Annotated in this window: 21 protein-coding genes; 10 read left to right on the top strand and 11 right to left on the bottom strand. The window is 66.6% G+C overall.

Features of this window, described 5'->3' with window-relative positions; translation table 11 throughout:
* Positions 1 to 17 precede the first annotated feature (17 nt).
* Positions 18 to 947 carry a LysR family transcriptional regulator gene (locus MY55_RS12450; RefSeq protein WP_244270683.1) on the bottom strand — a complete coding sequence of 310 codons (930 nt, stop codon included), beginning with the start codon at positions 945 to 947 and terminating at the stop codon, positions 18 to 20.
* A 94-nt stretch (positions 948 to 1,041) separates the two neighbouring features.
* Between MY55_RS12450 and MY55_RS12445 the strand changes: the two genes are divergently transcribed.
* Both MY55_RS12445 and MY55_RS12440 read left to right on the top strand, forming a co-directional pair.
* Positions 1,042 to 2,040: an MBL fold metallo-hydrolase gene (locus MY55_RS12445; protein ID WP_047237201.1), complete on the top strand. Its 999-nt coding sequence runs from the start codon at positions 1,042 to 1,044 to the stop codon at positions 2,038 to 2,040.
* 127 nt (positions 2,041 to 2,167) lie between these two features.
* Positions 2,168 to 3,055 carry a substrate-binding periplasmic protein gene (locus MY55_RS12440; RefSeq protein ID WP_043575761.1) on the top strand — a complete coding sequence of 296 codons (888 nt, stop codon included), beginning with the start codon at positions 2,168 to 2,170 and terminating at the stop codon, positions 3,053 to 3,055.
* Between the two features lie 144 nt (positions 3,056 to 3,199).
* On the opposite strand, the gene MY55_RS12435 is transcribed toward MY55_RS12440, so the two are convergent.
* Entirely contained in the window at positions 3,200 to 4,108 is a 909-nt protein-coding gene (locus MY55_RS12435; protein ID WP_047237200.1) for a LysR family transcriptional regulator, read from the bottom strand.
* A 100-nt stretch (positions 4,109 to 4,208) separates the two neighbouring features.
* Here MY55_RS12435 and MY55_RS12430 point away from each other — a divergent pair, with 100 nt between their 5' ends.
* On the top strand, positions 4,209 to 5,192 hold the full coding sequence (locus MY55_RS12430; protein WP_043575417.1) for a zinc-binding dehydrogenase: 984 nt from the start codon (positions 4,209 to 4,211) through the stop codon (positions 5,190 to 5,192).
* Between the two features lie 42 nt (positions 5,193 to 5,234).
* Here the strand turns inward: MY55_RS12430 and MY55_RS12425 are convergent, their stop codons facing one another.
* A complete protein-coding gene (locus MY55_RS12425; RefSeq protein ID WP_052878113.1) occupies positions 5,235 to 5,795 on the bottom strand; it encodes a murein L,D-transpeptidase catalytic domain-containing protein in 561 nt (186 codons plus the stop codon).
* A gap of 149 nt (positions 5,796 to 5,944) precedes the next feature.
* Here MY55_RS12425 and MY55_RS12420 point away from each other — a divergent pair, with 149 nt between their 5' ends.
* Positions 5,945 to 7,066 carry an MBL fold metallo-hydrolase gene (locus MY55_RS12420; RefSeq protein WP_065202421.1) on the top strand — a complete coding sequence of 374 codons (1,122 nt, stop codon included), beginning with the start codon at positions 5,945 to 5,947 and terminating at the stop codon, positions 7,064 to 7,066.
* A 66-nt stretch (positions 7,067 to 7,132) separates the two neighbouring features.
* Here MY55_RS12420 and MY55_RS12415 read toward each other — a convergent pair whose 3' ends face one another.
* From MY55_RS12415 to aptA, 4 genes are all read right to left on the bottom strand, one after another.
* Positions 7,133 to 7,576 carry an SRPBCC family protein gene (locus tag MY55_RS12415; protein ID WP_065202420.1) on the bottom strand — a complete coding sequence of 148 codons (444 nt, stop codon included), beginning with the start codon at positions 7,574 to 7,576 and terminating at the stop codon, positions 7,133 to 7,135.
* Positions 7,577 to 7,631: 55 nt separating this feature from the next.
* A complete protein-coding gene (locus tag MY55_RS12410) occupies positions 7,632 to 8,204 on the bottom strand; it encodes a GNAT family N-acetyltransferase (protein WP_052941513.1) in 573 nt (190 codons plus the stop codon).
* Positions 8,205 to 8,286: 82 nt separating this feature from the next.
* Entirely contained in the window at positions 8,287 to 9,780 is a 1,494-nt protein-coding gene (locus MY55_RS12405; RefSeq protein WP_065202419.1) for a CoA-acylating methylmalonate-semialdehyde dehydrogenase, read from the bottom strand.
* Between the two features lie 32 nt (positions 9,781 to 9,812).
* Positions 9,813 to 11,150, bottom strand: coding sequence for an omega-aminotransferase AptA (gene aptA, locus MY55_RS12400; protein WP_065202418.1), 1,338 nt, complete (start codon positions 11,148 to 11,150; stop codon positions 9,813 to 9,815).
* A gap of 99 nt (positions 11,151 to 11,249) precedes the next feature.
* Here aptA and MY55_RS12395 point away from each other — a divergent pair, with 99 nt between their 5' ends.
* Positions 11,250 to 12,158 carry a LysR family transcriptional regulator gene (locus MY55_RS12395; protein WP_043575426.1) on the top strand — a complete coding sequence of 303 codons (909 nt, stop codon included), beginning with the start codon at positions 11,250 to 11,252 and terminating at the stop codon, positions 12,156 to 12,158.
* Positions 12,159 to 12,168: 10 nt separating this feature from the next.
* Here the strand turns inward: MY55_RS12395 and MY55_RS12390 are convergent, their stop codons facing one another.
* Genes MY55_RS12390 through MY55_RS12380 form a run of 3 tightly spaced genes read right to left on the bottom strand, consistent with a single transcriptional unit; the run spans position 12,169 to position 14,099 of the window.
* Positions 12,169 to 12,459, bottom strand: coding sequence for a hypothetical protein (locus MY55_RS12390; RefSeq protein ID WP_157889292.1), 291 nt, complete (start codon positions 12,457 to 12,459; stop codon positions 12,169 to 12,171).
* Positions 12,460 to 12,498: 39 nt separating this feature from the next.
* The gene (locus MY55_RS12385) at positions 12,499 to 12,849 is read right to left on the bottom strand and encodes a DUF1304 domain-containing protein (RefSeq protein WP_236849613.1); all 351 of its coding nucleotides are present in this window, start codon (positions 12,847 to 12,849) and stop codon (positions 12,499 to 12,501) included.
* Positions 12,850 to 12,887: 38 nt separating this feature from the next.
* Complete coding sequence (locus MY55_RS12380) at positions 12,888 to 14,099, bottom strand: MFS transporter (protein ID WP_065202416.1); 1,212 nt, start codon at positions 14,097 to 14,099, stop codon at positions 12,888 to 12,890.
* A 158-nt stretch (positions 14,100 to 14,257) separates the two neighbouring features.
* Here MY55_RS12380 and MY55_RS12375 point away from each other — a divergent pair, with 158 nt between their 5' ends.
* From MY55_RS12375 to MY55_RS12355, 5 genes are all read left to right on the top strand, one after another.
* Complete coding sequence (locus MY55_RS12375; protein WP_043575436.1) at positions 14,258 to 14,776, top strand: methylated-DNA--[protein]-cysteine S-methyltransferase; 519 nt, start codon at positions 14,258 to 14,260, stop codon at positions 14,774 to 14,776.
* A gap of 155 nt (positions 14,777 to 14,931) precedes the next feature.
* Complete coding sequence (locus MY55_RS12370) at positions 14,932 to 15,195, top strand: hypothetical protein (protein ID WP_047238666.1); 264 nt, start codon at positions 14,932 to 14,934, stop codon at positions 15,193 to 15,195.
* Positions 15,188 to 15,427 carry a hypothetical protein gene (locus tag MY55_RS12365; RefSeq protein ID WP_152680433.1) on the top strand — a complete coding sequence of 80 codons (240 nt, stop codon included), beginning with the start codon at positions 15,188 to 15,190 and terminating at the stop codon, positions 15,425 to 15,427. Before MY55_RS12370 ends, MY55_RS12365 begins: the two co-directional genes overlap by 8 nt.
* Complete coding sequence (locus MY55_RS12360; RefSeq protein WP_052878115.1) at positions 15,420 to 16,322, top strand: sensor histidine kinase; 903 nt, start codon at positions 15,420 to 15,422, stop codon at positions 16,320 to 16,322. Before MY55_RS12365 ends, MY55_RS12360 begins: the two co-directional genes overlap by 8 nt.
* Before the next feature lie 29 nt (positions 16,323 to 16,351).
* Positions 16,352 to 17,098, top strand: coding sequence for a LytR/AlgR family response regulator transcription factor (locus MY55_RS12355; protein WP_043575442.1), 747 nt, complete (start codon positions 16,352 to 16,354; stop codon positions 17,096 to 17,098).
* Between the two features lie 3 nt (positions 17,099 to 17,101).
* On the opposite strand, the gene MY55_RS12350 is transcribed toward MY55_RS12355, so the two are convergent.
* Entirely contained in the window at positions 17,102 to 18,751 is a 1,650-nt protein-coding gene (locus MY55_RS12350; RefSeq protein WP_065202415.1) for a methyl-accepting chemotaxis protein, read from the bottom strand.
* Positions 18,752 to 18,799: the final 48 nt, after the last annotated feature.

The following is an 18,799-nucleotide window of genomic DNA, read 5'->3' as shown; positions in this document are numbered from 1 at the left end:
CCAGAACTCCGCCCCCGTCAAACCAGCGGCGTCCGCGCCGCCTCCGCCACCACGCCGCGCAGCCATTCCAATGCTGGGTCCTTGTCCTTGGCCGCATGCCAGAACATCGACAACTCGATTTCCGGCGACGGCAGCGGCAAGGGATGCGCATGCAGATCCTGGCAATACGCCCAATGATCGGCTAGCGCCGCCGGCACGCTGGACAGCGCCGCCACTTCGCGCAGCAGGCTGGGCAGGGTGCTGAACTGCTGGGTGGTGTATTGCACCTGCCGCCGCAGGCCGCGCGCTTCCAGCAATTGGTCTATGCCGCTGCGGAACGCGCCGCGATAAGTGACCAGCACATGGGGATGGGCCACATAATCCCGCAGGGTGAGCGGGCCGGCCAGCGGCAGCCGCTTTCCGTGATGAACGCAGCTGAACCCCATCCTGGCCAGCGGAACGCTGCGCAGCCAAGCCGGCTTGTCCGGCAGCGTCGCCACGCCCAGCTCCATTTCATGCCTCTCCAGCATGGCCGCGCCCTGGAAGGGGTCGGTGGCCTTGACGGCGACGCGGACGCGCGGCGCCTGGCGGCGCAGTTCGGCGAAAACCCGCGGCATCAGCCAAACCTCCACCCAGTCCGGCATCGCCAGCGTGAAAGCTCGTTCGGCGCCGGCCGGATCGAAACGCTCGGAATGAAACAAGGCCGCCTGCACATCCTGCAATGCCGGCAACAGCTCGGCCTCCAGCCGCAAGGCGCGCGCAGTCGGCTCCATGCCGCCGGCGCCGCGCACCAGCAGCTCGTCGTCGAACAGGCTGCGCAGCCGCGCCAGCGCGCCGCTCACCGCAGGCTGGCCGATGAACAACCGCTCGGCCGCGCGCGATACGCTGCGTTCGCGCATCAACACCAGGAAAGTCACCAGCAGGTTGAGATCAACCGCGCGAAAATCTCTTTCGCTGATAGTCATCATCTTTTCAATCGATTTGAATGATATGACTGCGTATTGGAACATGATCAGGCCACGCGAGCAAACCGCTTGCGCTACCGCCTGATAAGGAACCAACATGCCTCAGCTCCGCCAATTGAAAGCCATCGCCGCCGCCGTCGCCATCAGCGCGGCAACCCTGCTCTCCGCAACCTCCAGCCTGGCCGCCGCGCCGCAAATCCATGCCCAGGCGCCGGGCTATTACCGGATGATGCTAGGCCGGTTCGAAATCACCGCGCTGTCCGACGGCACCGTCAAAGTGCCGCTGGACAAGCTGTTGCATGGCGAGTCCCCGGAGCAGATCCGGCAGCAGTTGGAAAACGGCTTCCAGACGCCGGGCCATGCGGAAACCTCGATCAACGCCTTCCTGATCAACACGGGCTCCAAGCTGCTGCTGGTGGACAGCGGCGCCGGCGACCTGTTCGGCCCCAGCGCCGGCAAGCTGCCCGCCAATATCCGCGCCGCCGGTTACCGGCTGGAAGACATCGACGCCGTGCTGCTCACCCATGTGCACCTGGACCACTCCGGCGGCCTCACCGTGGCCGGCAAGGCAGTCTTCCCGAACGCCGACGTCTATCTGAATCAAAAGGAGGAAGACTTCTGGCTGAACCCGGCCAACCGCGCCAAGGTGGCGCCGGCGCAGCCATCCGGCTTCGATCAAAGCAAAGGTTTCGCCCAGGCCCAGGCTTCGCTGGCGCCCTATCTCGCCGCCCATCGCGTGAAGGCTTTCGCCGCCGGCGCCGAGCTGTTCCCCGGCATACGCGCCATCGCCGCGCCTGGGCACACGCCGGGGCACACCTTCTATGAGGCGCAGAGCCAGGGCCAGCGCATGCAGTTCTGGGGCGATACCGTGCATGCCCAAGTGGTGCAGTTCTCTCAGCCGCAGGTGAATATAGACTTCGATGTCGACTCCTCCGGCGCGGTCAAACTGCGGCGCCATGCCTTTGCCGACGCCGCGGCCCATGGCTATTGGGTAGCCGCCGCGCACATCTCCTTCCCCGGCATCGGCCATGTCCGCCGCGACGCCAAGGCCTACGCCTGGATTCCGGCCAATTACAGCGAGGACATGGGAAACTGAGCCCACGATGCCGCGCCCCGGCAAACCGGGAAGGGAAAGAAGGGGCAAATAGAAAACAGGCCGCGGTTTTCTTTTAACCGTGGCCTGCCCCTATTTTCTCTTCCATCCGCTGTCCTATTCTTTGTTCATGAACGCAAAAACCTGCCGCCTCCTCGCCCTCATTCTGCAAGCCTGCTGCGGACTGCGGGCCATGGCGGAAACCGAGATCGTCTATCCGGCGCCGGAATCGCCACGCGATGTCAGACATGCCGACATTCTGGAATTGTTGAACGGCGCGCTGGCCCATACGGATAAGCGCTATGGTCCGGCGCTCGCCAGGCCATCGCTCGAGCCGATGAACAAGAACCGCCAATTGCTGTCGCTGACACAAGGCCAGGGCCTCACGCTGATGTGGGGCTCAATCAGCCGCGAACTGCAGCAAAAGACTTTGCCGGTATACATTCCGCTACGCAAAGGCCTGCTGGGCTACCGCATCGCGCTGATTCGACGAGACCGTCAAGACGAGTTCAACCGGACAGCCTCGCTCGCCGATCTGAAAAAGTTCAGCCTTGGCCAGGGGCGCGGCTGGGCGGATGTCGATATTCTGCGAGGGGCCGGATTCCATGTGATCACCAACGAATATCCACAGCTGTTCGGCATGATAGAAGCTCGTCGGATCGATCTATTTCCTCGCGGCATCAACGAAGTGTATGCAGAATACGCAGCGCATCGCGACCAGACGCCGTCTTTGGCGGTGGAAGCGCATTTAGCGCTGCATTACGCCAACCCCTACTATTTCTACGTAGCCAAGGACAACGCCGCGTTGGCGCAGCGGCTGGAACAGGGCTTGCGCCTGATGATGCGCGATGGCAGCTTCGACGAAATCTTCTGGCGCTATAACGGCCAGGCGATACGCCAAGCGGACCTGGCGCACCGCGGCATCATAGAAATCCCATCCGACGATACGCTGACGCCGCGCAAGGTTCTCAAGGATTCCCAGCTTTGGTTCGACCCGCGCGGCGCGGCGTACCGATAAGTTCGCCAGGAGGCGCAGCCCCCAACCCCGGCTGCGGCTGCGGCTGCGATTGATGCTGGACAAATAGGGCATAGGCCGCGTTTTCGCATCGCTCCGCGCCTAGCCGCCGCGCTCAAGAAAACCAGCGGCCCTGCCGCATGACGCTCAGCGGAGCTGAGCGCCGCCTGGCCGCCCTTCGCCCTCCGCCGCCAGGAAGGACCAGAGCGCGGACGCCACGGGGCCGGCGGGACGGCCGCGCAAGCGCGCGGCGACGATGTCCAGCGCGCTGCGCCGGAAATGCCGCCCCTCCAGCGAAAGCAGCGCGCCGCTGCGCAGCTCCTCCGCCACCAGATGCAAGGGCATATGGCCCCAGCCCATGCCGCGCACGATCAAGTCTTTCTTGGTGTATTGATCCGCCACCGTCCAACTCGGCGCCTCCTTCACCACAAAGTAATCGCGCCCCGGCGCCTGCGCGGAATCCCGTATCACCACCTGAACATGACGCGCCATCTGCTCCGGGCTCACATCGCGGGAAATGGGGCCATCCAGAAAACCCGGCGCCGCCACCGGCACCAGCTCCACCCGGCAGACATCCGTCCATTCGAAACGCGTGTCCGACTTATCGACGTGATGCAGGATCAAGTCCGCGTCCTCGGCAAGCAGCCTCTCCCACGGACCGCTTATCGCCTCGAAGTGGAGGTGCAGCCGGGTATGCGGCCAGTTCCGGAAAAAGCGCCGCAGCAAATCCAGCGCCTCCGCATTGGGCGTGAGATCGCCCACTACTACGCGCAAGTCCGTTTCTTCGCCACTCCGCAGCTGGCCGCACATCGTGCCCAGGCTAGCCGCCTGCGCCAGCAAGGCCTGGGCCTGGCGATGGAACGCCTCGCCTTGCGGCGTCAGCCGGACGCGATAAGACGCGCGGTCCAGCAAGCTCAAGCCCAGACGCGCCTCCAGATTCTTGATCGCCGCGTGGACGGCGGGATGGCTGCGGTGCAGTTTCAGCGCCGCCGCCTGGAAGCTGCCTTCTCTCAGCACGGCATCCAGGCAGACCAACTCATGCAGTGTGAAGTCCATTGTTATTTAATCTTACAATCTTTTGTTAATCTTTTGAATTTTTTCAACATGCTCCGCTAGCTAAACTGCCGCTGTCACCCACCAAACAGGAGCGAATCCCATGCGCGCAATCGTCAGACAACAATATGGCGGCCCGGAGCAGCTGAGAATCCAGGACATCCCCGCGCCGCAAGCCGGCGCCGACGAAGTGCTGGTGCGCGTCCGCGCCTTCGGCTTGAATCGGGCCGAGCAGTATTTCCGCCAAGGCCTGTGGGGAGAAGTGGCGGCGGTATCCGGCATAGAGTGCGCCGGCGAGGTGGCCCATGACCCCGGCGGCGTTTTGCCGCCCGGGCAAACCGTCATCGCCCTAATGGGCGGCATGGGCCGCAGCCGCAATGGCAGCTATGCGGAGTTCGTCAGCGTGCCGGCCGCCAATGTGGTGCCGGTGCGCACCACGCTGGACTGGAGCGCGCTCGCGGCTCTGCCGGAATCCTACGCCACCGCCTGGACCTGCTTGCACGGCAACCTGGCGCTACAAAACGGCGACACCTTGCTGATCCGCGGCGCGCTGTCCGCCCTGGGTCAAGCCGCGATGGCGCTGGCCAAGCTGCATGGCGCGCGCGTCATCGCCACCGTCAGCCAGGCATCCCGGCTGCAAGCGGCGCGCCAGCTGGGCGCGGACATCGCGCGCGTGGAGTCCGCCGAACTTGGCGCGGAATTGGCGGAAATCGCCGGTTGCAGCATGGATAAAGTGCTGGATCTGGTCGGCACCTCGACCCTGCTCGATTCGCTGCGCCTGGCCAAACGCGACGGCCGCGTCTGCGTGGCCGGCTTTCTGGGCGGGCACGAACCGCTGGCCGGCTTCGATCCCATGGCCCACCTGCCCAGCGGGCGGCAGCTCAGCTTCTTCGCCAGCGCCCTGGTATTTGGCAGCCGCGACTATCCATTGGGCGACATCCCGTTCCAAAACATCATTGAATGGGCGGAAAGCGGCGCCATTCCCGCCAGGCCGGCGCGGGTATTCGCCTTCGAGCAGATCCAGGAGGCCCATAGCGTGCTGGACGCGCAATCGGCCGGCGGCAAGATCGTCGTCACGCTGGACTGAGAAAAACAACGCCGCGCGCGGAGGCCGCGCCGTCAGCAACGATCAAATGCGCGAGCGGATGCAATTGATGTACGACCCGCCCTGCAGCATATTGATCAGGCCCACGCTGTATTGCGGGTCTATCGCCAGGCTGCCGTCCGAGCATCCCGGCGCGCCGTGTTGGCGGATGTAGTCCGGCGCCACGTACTGCGCGCCATGCAGGGTCAGCCGGCGCGCGCGCATATTGGCATTGTCCGGCCCCATGCCGTCCAGCCACAACGCCAGGCCGTGCGGGCCGAAGCAGGTGTCGGCGGCCCGGCACACGCCCAGGCAGGAAGCCAGGGAGCCGGGCGCATCGGAAAAGTGCTGGGCGTAATGCGCATGGCCGGCCGGGTCTTCTCCCCGGCCATGCGCCACCAGAAAACGCTGCACCGAACCCTCCAGCGTATCGAAAACGAACAGCCTGGCCTCCGTGGACGGCAGGCTGAAGTCCACCACGGCCCAATACAGCAGGCTGGCGCGAGGATAGCGCTGGCGTTGCACCACCCGCATATCCAGCACGGCATGATCCGGCAGGCCTTCTTGCCGGCATAACTGCAGCAGCACTTCATCCAATGCGTCCACGCCACACCCCCAGCCAAGCGACCCGCAGCTTTTCATTCTAGCCAGCCGGCCATCCGTCGCAAGCGAGCCGCGCGCGCACCAAGCTCGACGCGGCGGACGCGCTTATTTACAGTGTGGGCAACACGTCAACACGCATGGGAAGGATGGCGATGAAAGCACTGGGCAAGAAAGCGGCCGGCGCGCGGCTGGAAAGGATGCGCGCCTCCCCGATGTGGGCGGACGACGGCTTCCGCAACATCTATCCGATCGCTCCCGGCCTGCGCGACCCGGCGGTGAAGATGCCGTCGCTGAAAGACTTTCTGTGCGGCGGCGAAAGGCGGACGCCGAATGGCCCGCTGCCCGTAGCGGACCCGCGGCATGCCTGGCGCAAGCCGCCGGAGTCCGGCCTGCGCGCCACCTGGCTTGGGCACTCGACGGTGCTGCTGGAAATAGACGGCCTGCGCGTGCTGACCGATCCGGTATGGGGGCCGCGCGCCTCGCCGACGCGGCTGGCCGGCCCCAAACGCTTCCAGCCGGCGCCAGTGCGGCTGAAGGAGCTGCCGCCGCTGGACCTGGTGCTGGTTTCCCACGATCACTACGACCATCTGGACTACCCCACGATACGCGAACTCGCCAAAACGCCGGTGCCCTTCGTCACCTCGCTGGGCGTCGGCGCGCATCTGGAAGCGTTCGGCGTGGCGCCGCAGCGCATCACCGAGCTGGACTGGTGGGAAAGCTACCGCCACCCCAGCGCCGACCTGACCGTCACCGCCACCCCGTCGCAGCACTTTTCCGGCCGCGGCCTGAAAGACCGCAACGCCACGCTATGGTCGTCGCTGGCCATCCGCACGCCGCGGCACTCGGTGTTTTTCAGCGGCGACACCGGCCTCACCGGCCAGTTTGAGGAAATCCGCGAACGGATCGGCGCATTCGACCTGGTGATGCTGGAAGTGGGGGCCTACCACCCCGCCTGGGGCGATATCCACCTGGGGCCGGACAACGCGCTCAAAGCCCTGGAGCTGCTGGGCGGCGGCGCTTTCCTGCCGGTGCATTGGGGCACCTTCAACCTGGCGATGCACGCCTGGGACGAACCGGCGGACACCCTGCTGGCCCTGTCCGAGCAAAGCAATGTCCAACTGCTGATGCCGCGCCAGGGCCAGGCGCTGGAGCCCGCCCACGCCGATCGGACGGAGCCGTGGTGGCGCGCGGTGGATACCGTCGCCGCGCCTGCCGTGCCGGCATCCGATGCCGCCGCCGATCAGGCCAAAACCATTCCCTGGCCGCTGGATTGACAAGGCTGGCGCGCAGGCCGCAAAACCAAGCCGGGCATGCGCCCGGCTTGTTGCGCTTCGTCCGGCCTAGCCCGGAATGTCCGGCTCCACCAAGGCCGCCAGCTGCCGCAGCGACTGCTGCCAGCCCAGATAGCAGTTCTCGGGCGGAATCGCGTCCGGGATGCCTTGCTGCACGATGGTGAGATCGGCGCCGCAGGACAATGGCGCCAGCGTGATGGTGGTGGTCATCTCGCCGGCAAGATTCGGATCGTCGAACCTATCGCTGTAGCGAACCCGCTCGCCGGGAATCAGCTCCAGATAGCGGCCGCCGAACTCGTGCTGCTGGCCGCCGGAGAAATTGACGAAGGCCATCCGGTAGCCGCCGCCCACGGTGGCGTCCTGCTCCAGCACCTGGCAGACGAAGCCGTCTGGCGGCAGCCACTTGGCCAGTGCCAGCGGATCGATGAAGGCGCGGTAGACGCGCTCCGGCGGCGCGTTCAGCACGCGGTGCAGACGTATGGTGTTGGGCATGGCAGGCTCCTTGGCGGCGGGAAAGCTGGCTTAAGCAAGATAGCACAATGACATTTCACTGGCGCGCCAGGTCGTACTCCAACTGCCAATCGAACGGTTCCCGTTCGATCTGCGGAACATGCAGCCAGCGCGCCGGCACGCAGCCGCAGCGCTCGTAGAACGACACCGTTTCAATGGCGGAGTGCGAGGAAATGTACAGCCGGCCCGCGCCCATCTCCCTGCCGCCGGCGACGCAGGCGGCCATCAGTTCGCGCCCCAAGCCGCGCCCCCGCCAGCGGGCATCGACCTGCAATTCCGTCAATTGCCGGTATTCGCCATCCGGCCCCAGCGGCGCCGGCGCAATGGCGGCGAAGCCGGCCAGGCGTTCCCCTTCCATCGCCGACCACACCCGCCCGGCATCCGCCATCGCCGCCAGCTCGCGACACAGCGCCCGCCGCTCGTCCGCCGACCAGTCGTCGATGAACGGCTCGGCCACGATGCGCCGCTCGCCGGGCGCGCCGCGATACACCAGCGTCACCTCCTGCCGGCGCTGGAAATCGTCCAGCCAATCCGCGCCGATATCGGCCGCGCTCAGGCGGCGGATGGACCAAGGGGAAGAAACGATGGTTGCGGAAGCAGACAGTTTCATGGCGAGCAGACAGGATCAGGACATTGCCATTATGCCAGCGAAACGGGCCGCCCTCGCGAGCGGCCCATCCGCCACTGTTGATTTACAGGCTGGGAAAGGCGAACTGCGAGGCCTCGTGGCTGGCGCGCTGCGGCCAGCGCTGGGTGATTGCCTTGCGCCGGGTGTAGAAGCGCACGCCGTCCGGGCCGTAGGCGTGCAAGTCGCCAAACAAGGACCGCTTCCAGCCACCGAAGCTGTGGTAGGCCACCGGCACCGGCAGCGGCACGTTGATGCCCACCATGCCCACTTCCACCGTATCGGCGAACAGGCGCGCCGCCTCGCCGTCGCGGGTGAAGATGCAGGTGCCGTTGCCGTATTCGTGGGCGTTGATCAGCGCGATCGCCTCTTCCAGGCTGTTCACCCGCACCACGCACAGCACCGGGCCGAAGATTTCTTCCTGGTAGATGCGCATCTGCGGCGTCACTCGGTCGAACAGGCAGCCGCCGAGGAAGAAGCCGCCCTCATGGCCGGGCACCGCGATGCCGCGGCCATCGACCACCAGCTCCGCGCCGGCCGCCACGCCGTCGGCGATATAGCCGCTGACCTTGTCCAGATGCGCGTGCGTCACCAGCGGGCCCATGTCCAGGCCCGGCGAGGTGCCCGGCCCCACTTTCAAAGCCTGGATCTGCGGCGTCAGCTTGGCGATCAGCGCGTCGGCCGCCTGATCGCCGACGCAGACGGCGACCGAGATGGCCATGCAGCGCTCGCCGCAGGAGCCGTAGGCCGCGCCCATCAAGGCGTTGGCGGTATTGTCGAGATCGGCGTCCGGCAGCACCACCGCGTGGTTCTTGGCGCCGCCCAAAGCCTGCACCCGCTTGCCGCGGCGGCTGCCCTCGGCGTAGATGTATTCGGCGATGGGCGTGGAGCCGACAAAGCTGACTGCCTTGACTTCCGGCGCCGCCAGCAGCGCGTCCACCGCCTCCTTGTCGCCGTGCACCACGTTGAGCACGCCACGCGGCAGGCCGGCTTCATGCAGCAGGCGGGCGATCAGCAGCGTCGAGCTGGGATCGCGCTCCGACGGTTTCAGGATAAAGGTGTTGCCGCAAGCGATGGCCAGCGGATACATCCACAGCGGCACCATGGCCGGGAAGTTGAACGGCGTGATGCCGGCCACCACGCCCAGCGGCTGGAAATCGCTCCAGGCGTCGACATTGGGGCCGGCGTTGCGGCTGTACTCGCCCTTCAGCAGCGCCGGCGCGGCGCAGGCGTATTCCACATTCTCGATGCCGCGCTTCAGCTCGCCGGCGGCGTCCTCCAATGTCTTGCCGTGCTCGCGGCTGATCAACGGCACGATCTCGGCCTCATGCTGCTCCAGCAGCTGCTTGAAGCGGAACAGCACTTGCGCGCGCTTGGCCGGCGGCATGTCGCGCCAGGCCGGAAACGCCGCCTGGGCGGCAGCCACCGCCTGCGCCACGGTGGCGGCGTCCGCCAGTTGGACGTCGGCGATGGCTTGACCGGTGGATGGATTGAAGATCGGCGCGCGGCGGCTGCCGCCGTCGCAAGCCTCGCCGTGGATCAGGTGTTGCAAAGTCGTCATTTCAGGATCTCGTTTTATTGGTGACAATCATTTCAGGCCAGCTTGGTCAGCGTCTCGCCGACGGCGTCGAACAGGCTGTCCAGCTCCTGCGGCGTGGTGGTGAACGGCGGGCCGAACTGCAGCGCGTCGCCGCCGTAGCGGACATAGAAGCCCTTGCGCCACAACGCCATCGCCGCCTCGTACGGCCGCACGATGGCGTCGCCGCCGCGCGGCGCGATCTGCACCGCGCCGGCCAGCCCGCAGTTGCGGATGTCGATCACATGCGGCAAGCCTTTCAGGCCGTGAATGCCGCGCTCGAAATGCGGCGCCAGCTCGGCGGCCCTGGCCACCAGGTTTTCGTTCTCCAGCACGTCCAGCGCCGCCAGCGCCGCCGCGCAAGCCACCGGATGGGCGGAATAGGTGTAGCCATGGGCGAACTCCACCGCGTACTCCGGCGTCGCCTGCGCCATGAAGGCCTCGTAGATTTCGCTGGTCGCCACCACCGCGCCCATCGGCACCGCGCCATTGGTCAGCTGCTTGGCGACATTCATGATGTCCGGCGTCACGCCGAAATAGTCGGCGCCGAACAGCTTGCCGGTGCGGCCGAAGCCGGTGATCACCTCGTCGAAGATCAACAGGATGCCGTGCTGCGTGCAGATCTCGCGCAGGCGTTGCAGATAGCCCTGCGGCGGCACGATCACGCCGGCCGAGCCCGCCATCGGCTCCACGATCACCGCGGCGATATTGGACGCGTCGTGCAGCTCGATCAGCCGCAGCAAGTCGTCCGCCAGCTCCGCGCCCTGCGCCGGCAAGCCGCGGCTGAAAGCGTTGGCCGGCAGCAAGGTGTGCGGCAGATGGTCCGCGTCCATCAGCGGGCCGAACAATTTGCGGTTGCCATTCATGCCGCCCAGGCTGGTGCCGGCGATGTTGACGCCATGGTAGCCGCGAGCGCGGCCGATCAATTTGGTTTTGGACGCCTGGCCCTTCAGCCGCCAGTAGGCGCGCGCCATCTTCACCGCGGTGTCGGCGCACTCGGAGCCAGAGTTGGTGAAGAATACGTGGTTCAGCGCGCCCGGCGCCATCGCCGCCACCCGCTCGGCCAGCCGGAACGACAGCGGATGGCCAAACTGGAAGCCGGGCGAGTAATCCAGCGTCGACAGCTGGCGATACACAGCCTCGGCGATCTCCTTGCGGCTGTGCCCGGCGCCGCAGCACCACAGGCCGGACAGGCTGTCGAAGATGCGGCGGCCTTGGTCATCGACCAGATAATTGCCTTCGCCGGCGACGATCAACCGCGGATCGCGCTGGAAGTTGCGGTTGGCGCTGAACGGCATCCAGTGCGCGCGCAGATCGAGATGGGAAAATTCGGAACGGGTGGTGAGCGGGTTCATGTCAGGCACCTGTGGCGGGAGTATGGACACAGCATGCCGCGGACATTGCGTGAGTTAAATGCTATCTTTCTTATGTTCAGATAAATAAAAACTCAACTTATGAAACCCGCGCTGGGACAAGTCAGCGATTTCGATATCCGCCTGCTGCGGCTGTTCCGCGCGGTGGCCGAATGCGGCGGCTTCTCCGCCGCCGAGGGCGTGCTGGGCATCAGCCGCTCCGCCATCAGCCTGCAGATGGGCGATCTGGAAAAACGGTTGGGCATCCGGCTGTGCCAGCGCGGCCGAGCCGGTTTCGCGCTGACGGACGAAGGCCGCGAAGTGCTGCGCGCCAGCCACACGCTGCTGGCGGCGCTGGAGGATTTCCGCGGCGAAGTGAACCTGCTGCACCGCCAACTGCGCGGCGAGTTGAACATCGGCATCGTCAACAACCTGGTGACGCTGCCCAGGATGCGCGTCACCGGCGCGCTCAAAGCGCTGAGCGAGCAAGGTCCGGAAGTGAAGATCTCCATCGGCATGATGACGCCCAGCGACATCGAAACCGGCCTGCTGGACGGCCAGCTGCACGCCGGCGTGGTGCCGCTGATCCAGCCCTTGTCCGGGCTGGACTACCTGCCGCTGTACGACGAGCGCTCGCAGCTGTACTGCAGCCGCGAACATCCGCTGTTCAGCCGGCCCGACAATGACTTGAGCGAGGTGGACCTGGCCGCCGCCAACGCCGTCGCGCCCGGCTACCGCTTGCCGCCGCAAGCGCAGGCGCTGCAACAACGGCTACGCGCCGCCGCCACCGCGTCCGACCGCGAAGGCATCGCCTTTTTGATCCTCAGCGGCCGCTACATCGGCTACCTGCCGGATCACTTCGCCGCCGGCTGGGTGGCGCAAGGACAGATGCGGCCGCTGCTGCCGGACATCTGCCATTACGACGCGCCGCTGGCGCTGGCGGTGCGCAAGGGGCGCCGCGCCAATTTGGTGTTGGAGCGGTTTTTGCAGGAGCTGGAACACACAAGCTGATCCTGCGAAATCAAGCGATGAACTGGCAGATTCGCGCGACCAAGCGCTCCAGGTCCTCCGTCTTATACTCCAGGGTGGGTTCGAGATAGAACTTGCCGCCGCGAGACTCCGCCACCAGCCACCGGCCGAACGAAAACAGGCCGAACAGACGCCGCCCCCGCCTCAGGCTAACCGACGCGATCTCCTCCAGCGGCACGCGCCATCGCAAGGCATCGCCTCGGAGCACGGACAAGCCCTGCTCATCAAACACGACGCGCGCCGGCTTGAGCCTTCTGCCTGAAAACCGCCCCAAGATGCTCATTTCCGGAACCATCCGCCCTCCCCGCGACGCGCTCGCCGCTCAAGCCAGCCACAACAGCGCGATGCCCAGCGCCGCCGGCAGCCCCTGCACCAACAAAATGCGCCGGTTGACGGTGGCGGCGCCGAACGCGCCGGCCGCCAGCACGCAGGCCAGGAAAAACAGCTTGATCTGAAAACCGCCCGCGCCCAGCCACAGTCCCCAGGCCAGGCCGGCGGCGAGAAAGCCGTTGTACAGCCCCTGGTTAGCGGCCAAAACCTTGGTGTCGCGCGCCCGCTCCGGCGTCAGCCGAAAGGTCTTCATGCCCAGCGGTTTGTCCCACAGAAACATCTCCAGTACCAGAAAATACCCATGCAGCAGCGCCACCAGCGCGATCACCGCATCAGCCGCCATCGCCATATCCGCCCCCCATCGTCGTCAAGTTTCGCCTCTCAAGCCCGCAATCCCTTGCCCGCCCGCCACGCCAGCGGCAAGGTCAGCAACAGCAGCGCCGCCAGCCACAGCGAGGCCACCGGCACGCCGACGGCGTCGCCCAGCCGGCCGAACAGCACCGGCGACAAGGCGCCGCCGCCTATCGTCCCGGTATAGAACAGCGCGAAAGCCTGGTCGCGCCGGCTCCCCGCGCCGGCCAGCTCCGGCACCGCGCCGTACAGCACCGACGATGTGCCGTTCAAAGCCAGGCCCAGCAGCGGCAGGATCGCCATCGCGCCGAACAGCGGCAGCGCTACCGCCAGCGCGATCAGCAATGCGGTGGCCGTCTCCGTCAGCCACACCGTCCTCACCATGCCGATGCGCGCGCCCAGATAGCCGCAAAACAGTTTGCCGAACGCGCCGCCGACGAACAACAGCGCCAGCGCCAGGCCGATGCCGGCGCTGCCGGCGCCCTTGCTCTTCAGCAGGAAAGGCAGAAAGGTGAGAAAACCCATCCGCGCCGCGCTGTCCAGCACGCCGGTGAACAGCAGCGCGCGCATGGCACCGGCCGAGCCCTGGCCGGCCGCGGGCGCGGCCGCCTTGGCCTCGCGGCGCGCGGCATCCAGCCGCGCCGGGATCAAGCGCCACAGCGCGGCGGCCGCGGCCAGGCCCAGCAGGCCGGCCAGGCTGACCACCGCGCGCCAGCTCGCCACCGTCAGCAGCAGGCCGGCCAGCGCCGGAATCAGCGTTTTGCCGATATCGCCGGCAAAGTTGTACTGCGCCAGCGCCTGCTTGACGCCGCCGCCGGCCTCGTGGGAATCCGCCACCATCGCCGACGCCAGCGGATGCTGGACGCTGGCACCCAGCCCGCCCAGCAGCAAGGCCGCCAGCAACACCGCCAGGCCGCCGGCCTGGCCGGCGACCAAGTAGGCGATGCCGGCCAGCGCCGTTCCCGCCGCCAGCAGCCGTTTGCGCCCCCAGCGCGCCGCCGCCCGGCTGGCCAGCAATTGAAAGCCGGCCATCATCCCCGAGTAAGCGCCGCGCAGCAGACCGACCTGCGCGTAGCTGATGCCGAACTGCGCCTGCCACAGCGGCAGCAGCACGTACACCAGGTCGGTCAATCCGTCGTGCGCCGCATGGGCGCTGGAGGCGGCCAGCAAGGCGCGGGAGCGGCTGGGGTCATCGGCCGGCGGCGACTCGGCGGCCAAAGCGGCGCTTTTGGTATCGTTCATTCCAGAGATGGCGAGGGGAAAGACACCGCCATTTAATCAGAGCCGCCCGCGGCGGGAAAGATGACATTTCGCTGCTCGCCGGCGCCAGGCATCGCATGCCGCTATTTATTCTTCGCCGGATTTGGATTCCAATGGCGACAGGACAAACCGGACTCGCCATGACCACCACCTTCCCCGCCTCCCGCCACGGCCTGCTGGACACCCGCTTCGGCCCGGCGGCCGCCTGGCTGAACGCCGACGGCGCGCTGCTGCGGCTGCTGTTCAACCCGACGCCGCAACAACTGGCCGAGCACGCCTGCCGCCGCGACGACGGCGCGCTGCGCGAAGTGGCGCGCCAACTGGCCGAATACCAGGCCGGCGAGCGCCAAAGCTTCGAGCTGGCGCTGGCCCCCGCCGGCACGCCGTTCCAGCAGCAGGTGTGGGCCGCCTTGCGGCGCATTCCCTACGGCCGCACCGTCAGCTACGGCGAGCTGGCCTTGCTGCTGGACCTGCCCGGCGGCGCGCGCGCGGTGGGCCGCGCCAACGCCACCAACCCCATCGCGCTGATCGTGCCCTGCCACCGCGTGCTGGGCGCCGACGGCAGCCTCACCGGCTACGCCGGCGGACTGCCGCTGAAGGCCGCGCTGCTGCGTTTCGAGCTGGAGCGCAGCGCTCCGCCCGGCCTGTTCGCCGACTGAACGTCCCGCGCGCGCCGCGGCTCACCCCGCCGCGGCGCGCATTTCATCCACGCCAAACGCAGTTCATCCCCACCGCCGCGCAGTCCGTCGCATGTCGATATCGCCCCGATTCCCGCTCGCCTACAGTCACAACACAAACCAACCAGGAGAGCACCATGAACTACCAAACCATCGCCGCGCTGTTGGACTCGCTGATCCAGCTCTGCCATCATATGCCCCTGTACTTCACCCAAGGCCTGGACTGGCTGTCGCAGCTGGAATGGGGCCGCTTCACGCTGTTCGCCCTCTTGGCCTCTCTCGCTGGCGGCGCGCTGATCGTGCCGGTCGTGCTGGCCTGGCAGGCGCTGGACTACTGCGCCGCCAAGCCGCTGGCCCGCCTGCACCGCCTGTCGCAACACAAGGAGGCGCATCATGGCTAAGCCGATGCTGCACGCCGCCGGCGCCGCGCTGCGCTGCGGCTGGGAACACCTCGCTGGCTACGCGGCGCGCACCGGCTGGGGCCGCTTGCTGCTGACGGCGCTGCTGGTGCAGATTCTGGGCGGCATGCTGCGGGTGCCCGCGCTGACGCTGATTTTGATTCTGGCCACCCTGCTGGCCAAGCTTCAAGCCGGCAAGAATGAGCAAAGCAAACAAGAGGCCCATCATGAATGAACGAGCACAAGCCGCTCCGGCCGACGGCGACAGCGCGCTGCGCGGCATCGAACACTACTGGTGGCTGTTCGTCGACCAGGTGGCGCGTCTGGGGTGGGGGAGGCTGTTCATCGCCTCGCTGCTGGTGCAGACCCTGGGCGGCATCCTGAACGTCCCGCTGCTGACCCTGACGCTGGTCCTGGTCTCGGTGCTGGTCAAGATTCTGGCCAGCGGCAAGCGCCAGGCGGAGCAGATCGCCGACCGCGCCATCGCCCGCAGCGAGCGGGCCGAACAGCAAGCCGAGCTGGAAGCGCTGCAGCGCCAGCTGGCGGAAACCCGGATGGGCGCGCTGCAGGCGCAAATCGAGCCGCACTTCCTGTTCAACACCCTGTCCTCGGTGTGCCAGCTGATGGAAACCGCGCCGGAACGCGCGCTGTCGATGCAAAAGGCGCTGATCCGCTACCTGCGCTCCTCGCTGCCGGAATGGCGCGAATCGCCGGGCGAAACCAGCCTGGGCCAGCAACTGGAGCTGTCGCGCGCCTTTCTCGACATCATGCAGCTGCGGATGGAAGAGCGGCTGCAGGTGCGGCTGGAAGTGCCCGAAACGCTGCTGCAAGCCAGGTTCCCGGTGATGATGCTGCAAACCCTGGTGGAAAACGCCATCAAGCACGGGCTGGAGCCCAAGGCCGAAGGCGGCTTCGTCGAAGTGCGGGCCAAGGTGCTGGACGGCAAGCTGCGGCTGACCGTGTGCGACGACGGCGTCGGCTTTCCCGACGAGCCCGGCCAAGGCATGGGCCTGGCCAATATCCGCGAGCGGCTGGCGCTGCGCTACGGCGCGGAGGCGGAACTTTTGCTGGAAGTGCGGCCCGAAGGCGGCACCCGCGCCACCATCGCGCTGCCGTTCGTGCTGGCCTGACCCTTGCCCCGAAACACTGGAGACCCCGCATGCCCCCTGTCACCGCCCTGATCGCCGACGACGAGCGCCTGATGCGCGAACAACTGACAATGGCGCTGGCGCGGGTATGGCCGGAATTGCAGGTGGTGGCCGAGGCGCGCGACGGCGCCGAAGCGGTGGAGCTGGCGCGCCGCCACCGCCCCGACCTGGCATTTCTAGACATCACCATGCCGGTGCAAAGCGGCCTCGCCGCCGCGGTGGAGCTGGACGGCGCCTGCCCGGTGGTGTTTGTCACCGCCTACGATCAGTACGCGATCAAGGCTTTCGAGGAAGGCGCGGTCGACTATCTGCTCAAACCGGTGGAGGACGACAGGCTGGAGCGCACCCGCCAGCGCTGGCAGCAAAGGCAGATCGCGCTGCCGCCGCAATGGCAGGACACGCTGCGGCTGCTGGGCCGGCAGCTGGAAAAGCCCAACTACCTGCGCTGGATACGCGCGTCGGTCGGCAACAGCCTCAGGATGATCAGCATAGGCGAAGTGCTGTTTTTCCAGTCGGACGAGAAATACACCCGGGTGCAGACCGTCGGCTGCGAAGCGCTGATCCGCATGCCGATCAAGGAGCTGCTGCCGCAGCTGGACCCGGAGGAATTCTGGCAGATCCACCGCGCCACCCTGGTGCGGGTGGACGCCATCGATCAGGTGCGCCGCGACGAGCGCGGCCTGCTGCTGGAGCTGCGCGGCCACGACCAGCCGCTGGAGGTGAGCCGCAGCTACGCCCACCTGTTCCAGCGCATGTAGCCGTCAGTCCAGCTTGAAGGCCATGGTGGTCTGCTGCAGTTGCTCCGCCACCATCGCCAGCTCGCGGGTAGCCTGCGAGAACACATCCACCGCGATGCCGTTTTCCTTGGACATCTGGGCGATGGCCTCCACCCGGCTCGCCAGCTCGGTGCTGGCCTGGCGCTGTTCGCGCATCGCCGAGGCGATCTCGCCTATCGCGCCCACCACCTCCGCCGCGCTGGACTCCACCGTGCTGATGGTGGCCGAGGCGTTCTCCGCCGCCACCACCACGTCGGACACGATCTGGCGGCTGCCGCGCATGCCGTCCACCGCCACCCGCGCGCCGTCCTGGATCTTGCCTATCATGACGGTGATTTCCTGCGCCGACGTCGTGGTGCGCTCGGCCAGCTTGCGCACTTCGTCGGCCACCACCGCGAAGCCGCGGCCCTGCTCGCCGGCGCGCGCCGCCTCGATCGCCGCGTTCAAGGCCAACAGATTGGTCTGGTCGGCCACGTCCTTGATCACGGTGGCGATGCTGCCGATCTGCTGCGCCTGATCGGACAGCGACTCCAGGCTGTCGGCCGAACGGCTGACGCTCTCGTTGACCTTCTTCACCTGCACGGTGGAATCCTGCACGTCGCGGTTGCCGGCCTTGGCCTGCTGGCCGGCCTGGCTGGCCTGCTCGTTGGCCTGGCCGGCGTTGCTGGAGCACAAGTCTATGCTGACCGTCAGCTCCTCGATGGAAGCCGCCGCGCTGGAGGTGGCGTTGACCTGCTGGCCGATGCTGGCGCTGACCTGCTCGGTGGACGCCGCCAGTTGCTCGGACGTGGCCGCGACATTGGTGGCGGCGCGCATGATGTCGCCGACGGTCTTGCGCAGCCGCTGCTGGGTATCGGCCAGCGACTGCATCATCCCGGCGATCTCATCCTTGCCCTGCGGGCGGATTTCGCCGTTCAGGTCGCCATTGCCTATCCGCACCATCGCCTCGCCGGCGCTTTTCAGGCTGCCGACGATGCCGTTCTGGATCGCCAGGCCCAGCCCGGTCACCAGCACCAGGCCCACCACCAGCACCCCGATGGCCATCGAACGCACCCGCTGGTATTGCGCCTGGGCGTCGTCCAGCGCCTTGTCGGCCAGCTTGATGTTGATGTCGGACAGTTCCTTCAGGATGTCGTCGGCCGCGGTGAACAGCGGACGGCACTCCTTGGCCATGATTGACAGCGCCTTCTTGTTGTTCTCGCCGTTGCCGGTATCGGTGTAGCTGAGCTCGCGCACTTTCTTGCATGGCGCGTTCATCGCGTCCCAGGCGGCGTCAAAGCGCTTGAGCCCGTCCACTTCCGGCGGCGTCAGCTCGGTCTTGCGGTATTGGTCGAGAAAGCCCTTCATATTGGCCTCGAACTTGTCGCGGTTGACCTGCACCTGGTCCATCTGCGATTTTTCGCTTTCTGCGATGTAGCGGTAGTCGGCGCGGTTGACATACGCCGCCTGCTTGCCGGCCTGCCCCAACAAGTACACCGGTTTGAGCATATTGTCGTGCATGTCTATGGTCAGCTGGAACATGCCGCTCGCGCCCGTGATGCCATTGACGCCGATGATGAGGGCCGCGGCGATGCCGAGGAGGATCAGTCCGAAGATTTTGGCGCGGATGCTGAACTGGGCAAGCAGGTGAGTCACGATACGCTCCAACCACTTAATGTAGATTTACTTAAGTGTTTTAGTTGA

Source organism: Chromobacterium subtsugae, from assembly GCF_001676875.1.
Lineage (GTDB): Bacteria > Pseudomonadota > Gammaproteobacteria > Burkholderiales > Chromobacteriaceae > Chromobacterium > Chromobacterium subtsugae.
Note: the sequence above shows the minus strand (reverse complement) of the source record. Positions and strands in the feature narration are given on the sequence as shown.

What these genes read in the sequence shown, in the direction of transcription:
- MY55_RS12420 (WP_065202421.1), top strand. Translation starts at nt 5,945, where the DNA reads ATGAAAGCACTGGGCAAGAAAGCGGCCGGCGCGCGGCTGGAAAGGATG.
- MY55_RS12380 (WP_065202416.1), bottom strand. Translation starts at nt 14,099, where the DNA reads ATGAACGATACCAAAAGCGCCGCTTTGGCCGCCGAGTCGCCGCCGGCC.
- MY55_RS12395 (WP_043575426.1), top strand. Translation starts at nt 11,250, where the DNA reads ATGAAACCCGCGCTGGGACAAGTCAGCGATTTCGATATCCGCCTGCTG.
- MY55_RS12390 (WP_157889292.1), bottom strand. Translation starts at nt 12,459, where the DNA reads ATGAGCATCTTGGGGCGGTTTTCAGGCAGAAGGCTCAAGCCGGCGCGC.
- MY55_RS12405 (WP_065202419.1), bottom strand. Translation starts at nt 9,780, where the DNA reads ATGACGACTTTGCAACACCTGATCCACGGCGAGGCTTGCGACGGCGGC.
- MY55_RS12375 (WP_043575436.1), top strand. Translation starts at nt 14,258, where the DNA reads ATGACCACCACCTTCCCCGCCTCCCGCCACGGCCTGCTGGACACCCGC.
- MY55_RS12355 (WP_043575442.1), top strand. Translation starts at nt 16,352, where the DNA reads ATGCCCCCTGTCACCGCCCTGATCGCCGACGACGAGCGCCTGATGCGC.
- MY55_RS12385 (WP_236849613.1), bottom strand. Translation starts at nt 12,849, where the DNA reads ATGGCGGCTGATGCGGTGATCGCGCTGGTGGCGCTGCTGCATGGGTAT.
- MY55_RS12415 (WP_065202420.1), bottom strand. Translation starts at nt 7,576, where the DNA reads ATGCCCAACACCATACGTCTGCACCGCGTGCTGAACGCGCCGCCGGAG.
- MY55_RS12370 (WP_047238666.1), top strand. Translation starts at nt 14,932, where the DNA reads ATGAACTACCAAACCATCGCCGCGCTGTTGGACTCGCTGATCCAGCTC.
- MY55_RS12410 (WP_052941513.1), bottom strand. Translation starts at nt 8,204, where the DNA reads ATGAAACTGTCTGCTTCCGCAACCATCGTTTCTTCCCCTTGGTCCATC.
- aptA (WP_065202418.1), bottom strand. Translation starts at nt 11,150, where the DNA reads ATGAACCCGCTCACCACCCGTTCCGAATTTTCCCATCTCGATCTGCGC.
- MY55_RS12440 (WP_043575761.1), top strand. Translation starts at nt 2,168, where the DNA reads ATGAACGCAAAAACCTGCCGCCTCCTCGCCCTCATTCTGCAAGCCTGC.
- MY55_RS12450 (WP_244270683.1), bottom strand. Translation starts at nt 947, where the DNA reads ATGATGACTATCAGCGAAAGAGATTTTCGCGCGGTTGATCTCAACCTG.
- MY55_RS12430 (WP_043575417.1), top strand. Translation starts at nt 4,209, where the DNA reads ATGCGCGCAATCGTCAGACAACAATATGGCGGCCCGGAGCAGCTGAGA.
- MY55_RS12445 (WP_047237201.1), top strand. Translation starts at nt 1,042, where the DNA reads ATGCCTCAGCTCCGCCAATTGAAAGCCATCGCCGCCGCCGTCGCCATC.
- MY55_RS12435 (WP_047237200.1), bottom strand. Translation starts at nt 4,108, where the DNA reads ATGGACTTCACACTGCATGAGTTGGTCTGCCTGGATGCCGTGCTGAGA.
- MY55_RS12365 (WP_152680433.1), top strand. Translation starts at nt 15,188, where the DNA reads ATGGCTAAGCCGATGCTGCACGCCGCCGGCGCCGCGCTGCGCTGCGGC.
- MY55_RS12360 (WP_052878115.1), top strand. Translation starts at nt 15,420, where the DNA reads ATGAATGAACGAGCACAAGCCGCTCCGGCCGACGGCGACAGCGCGCTG.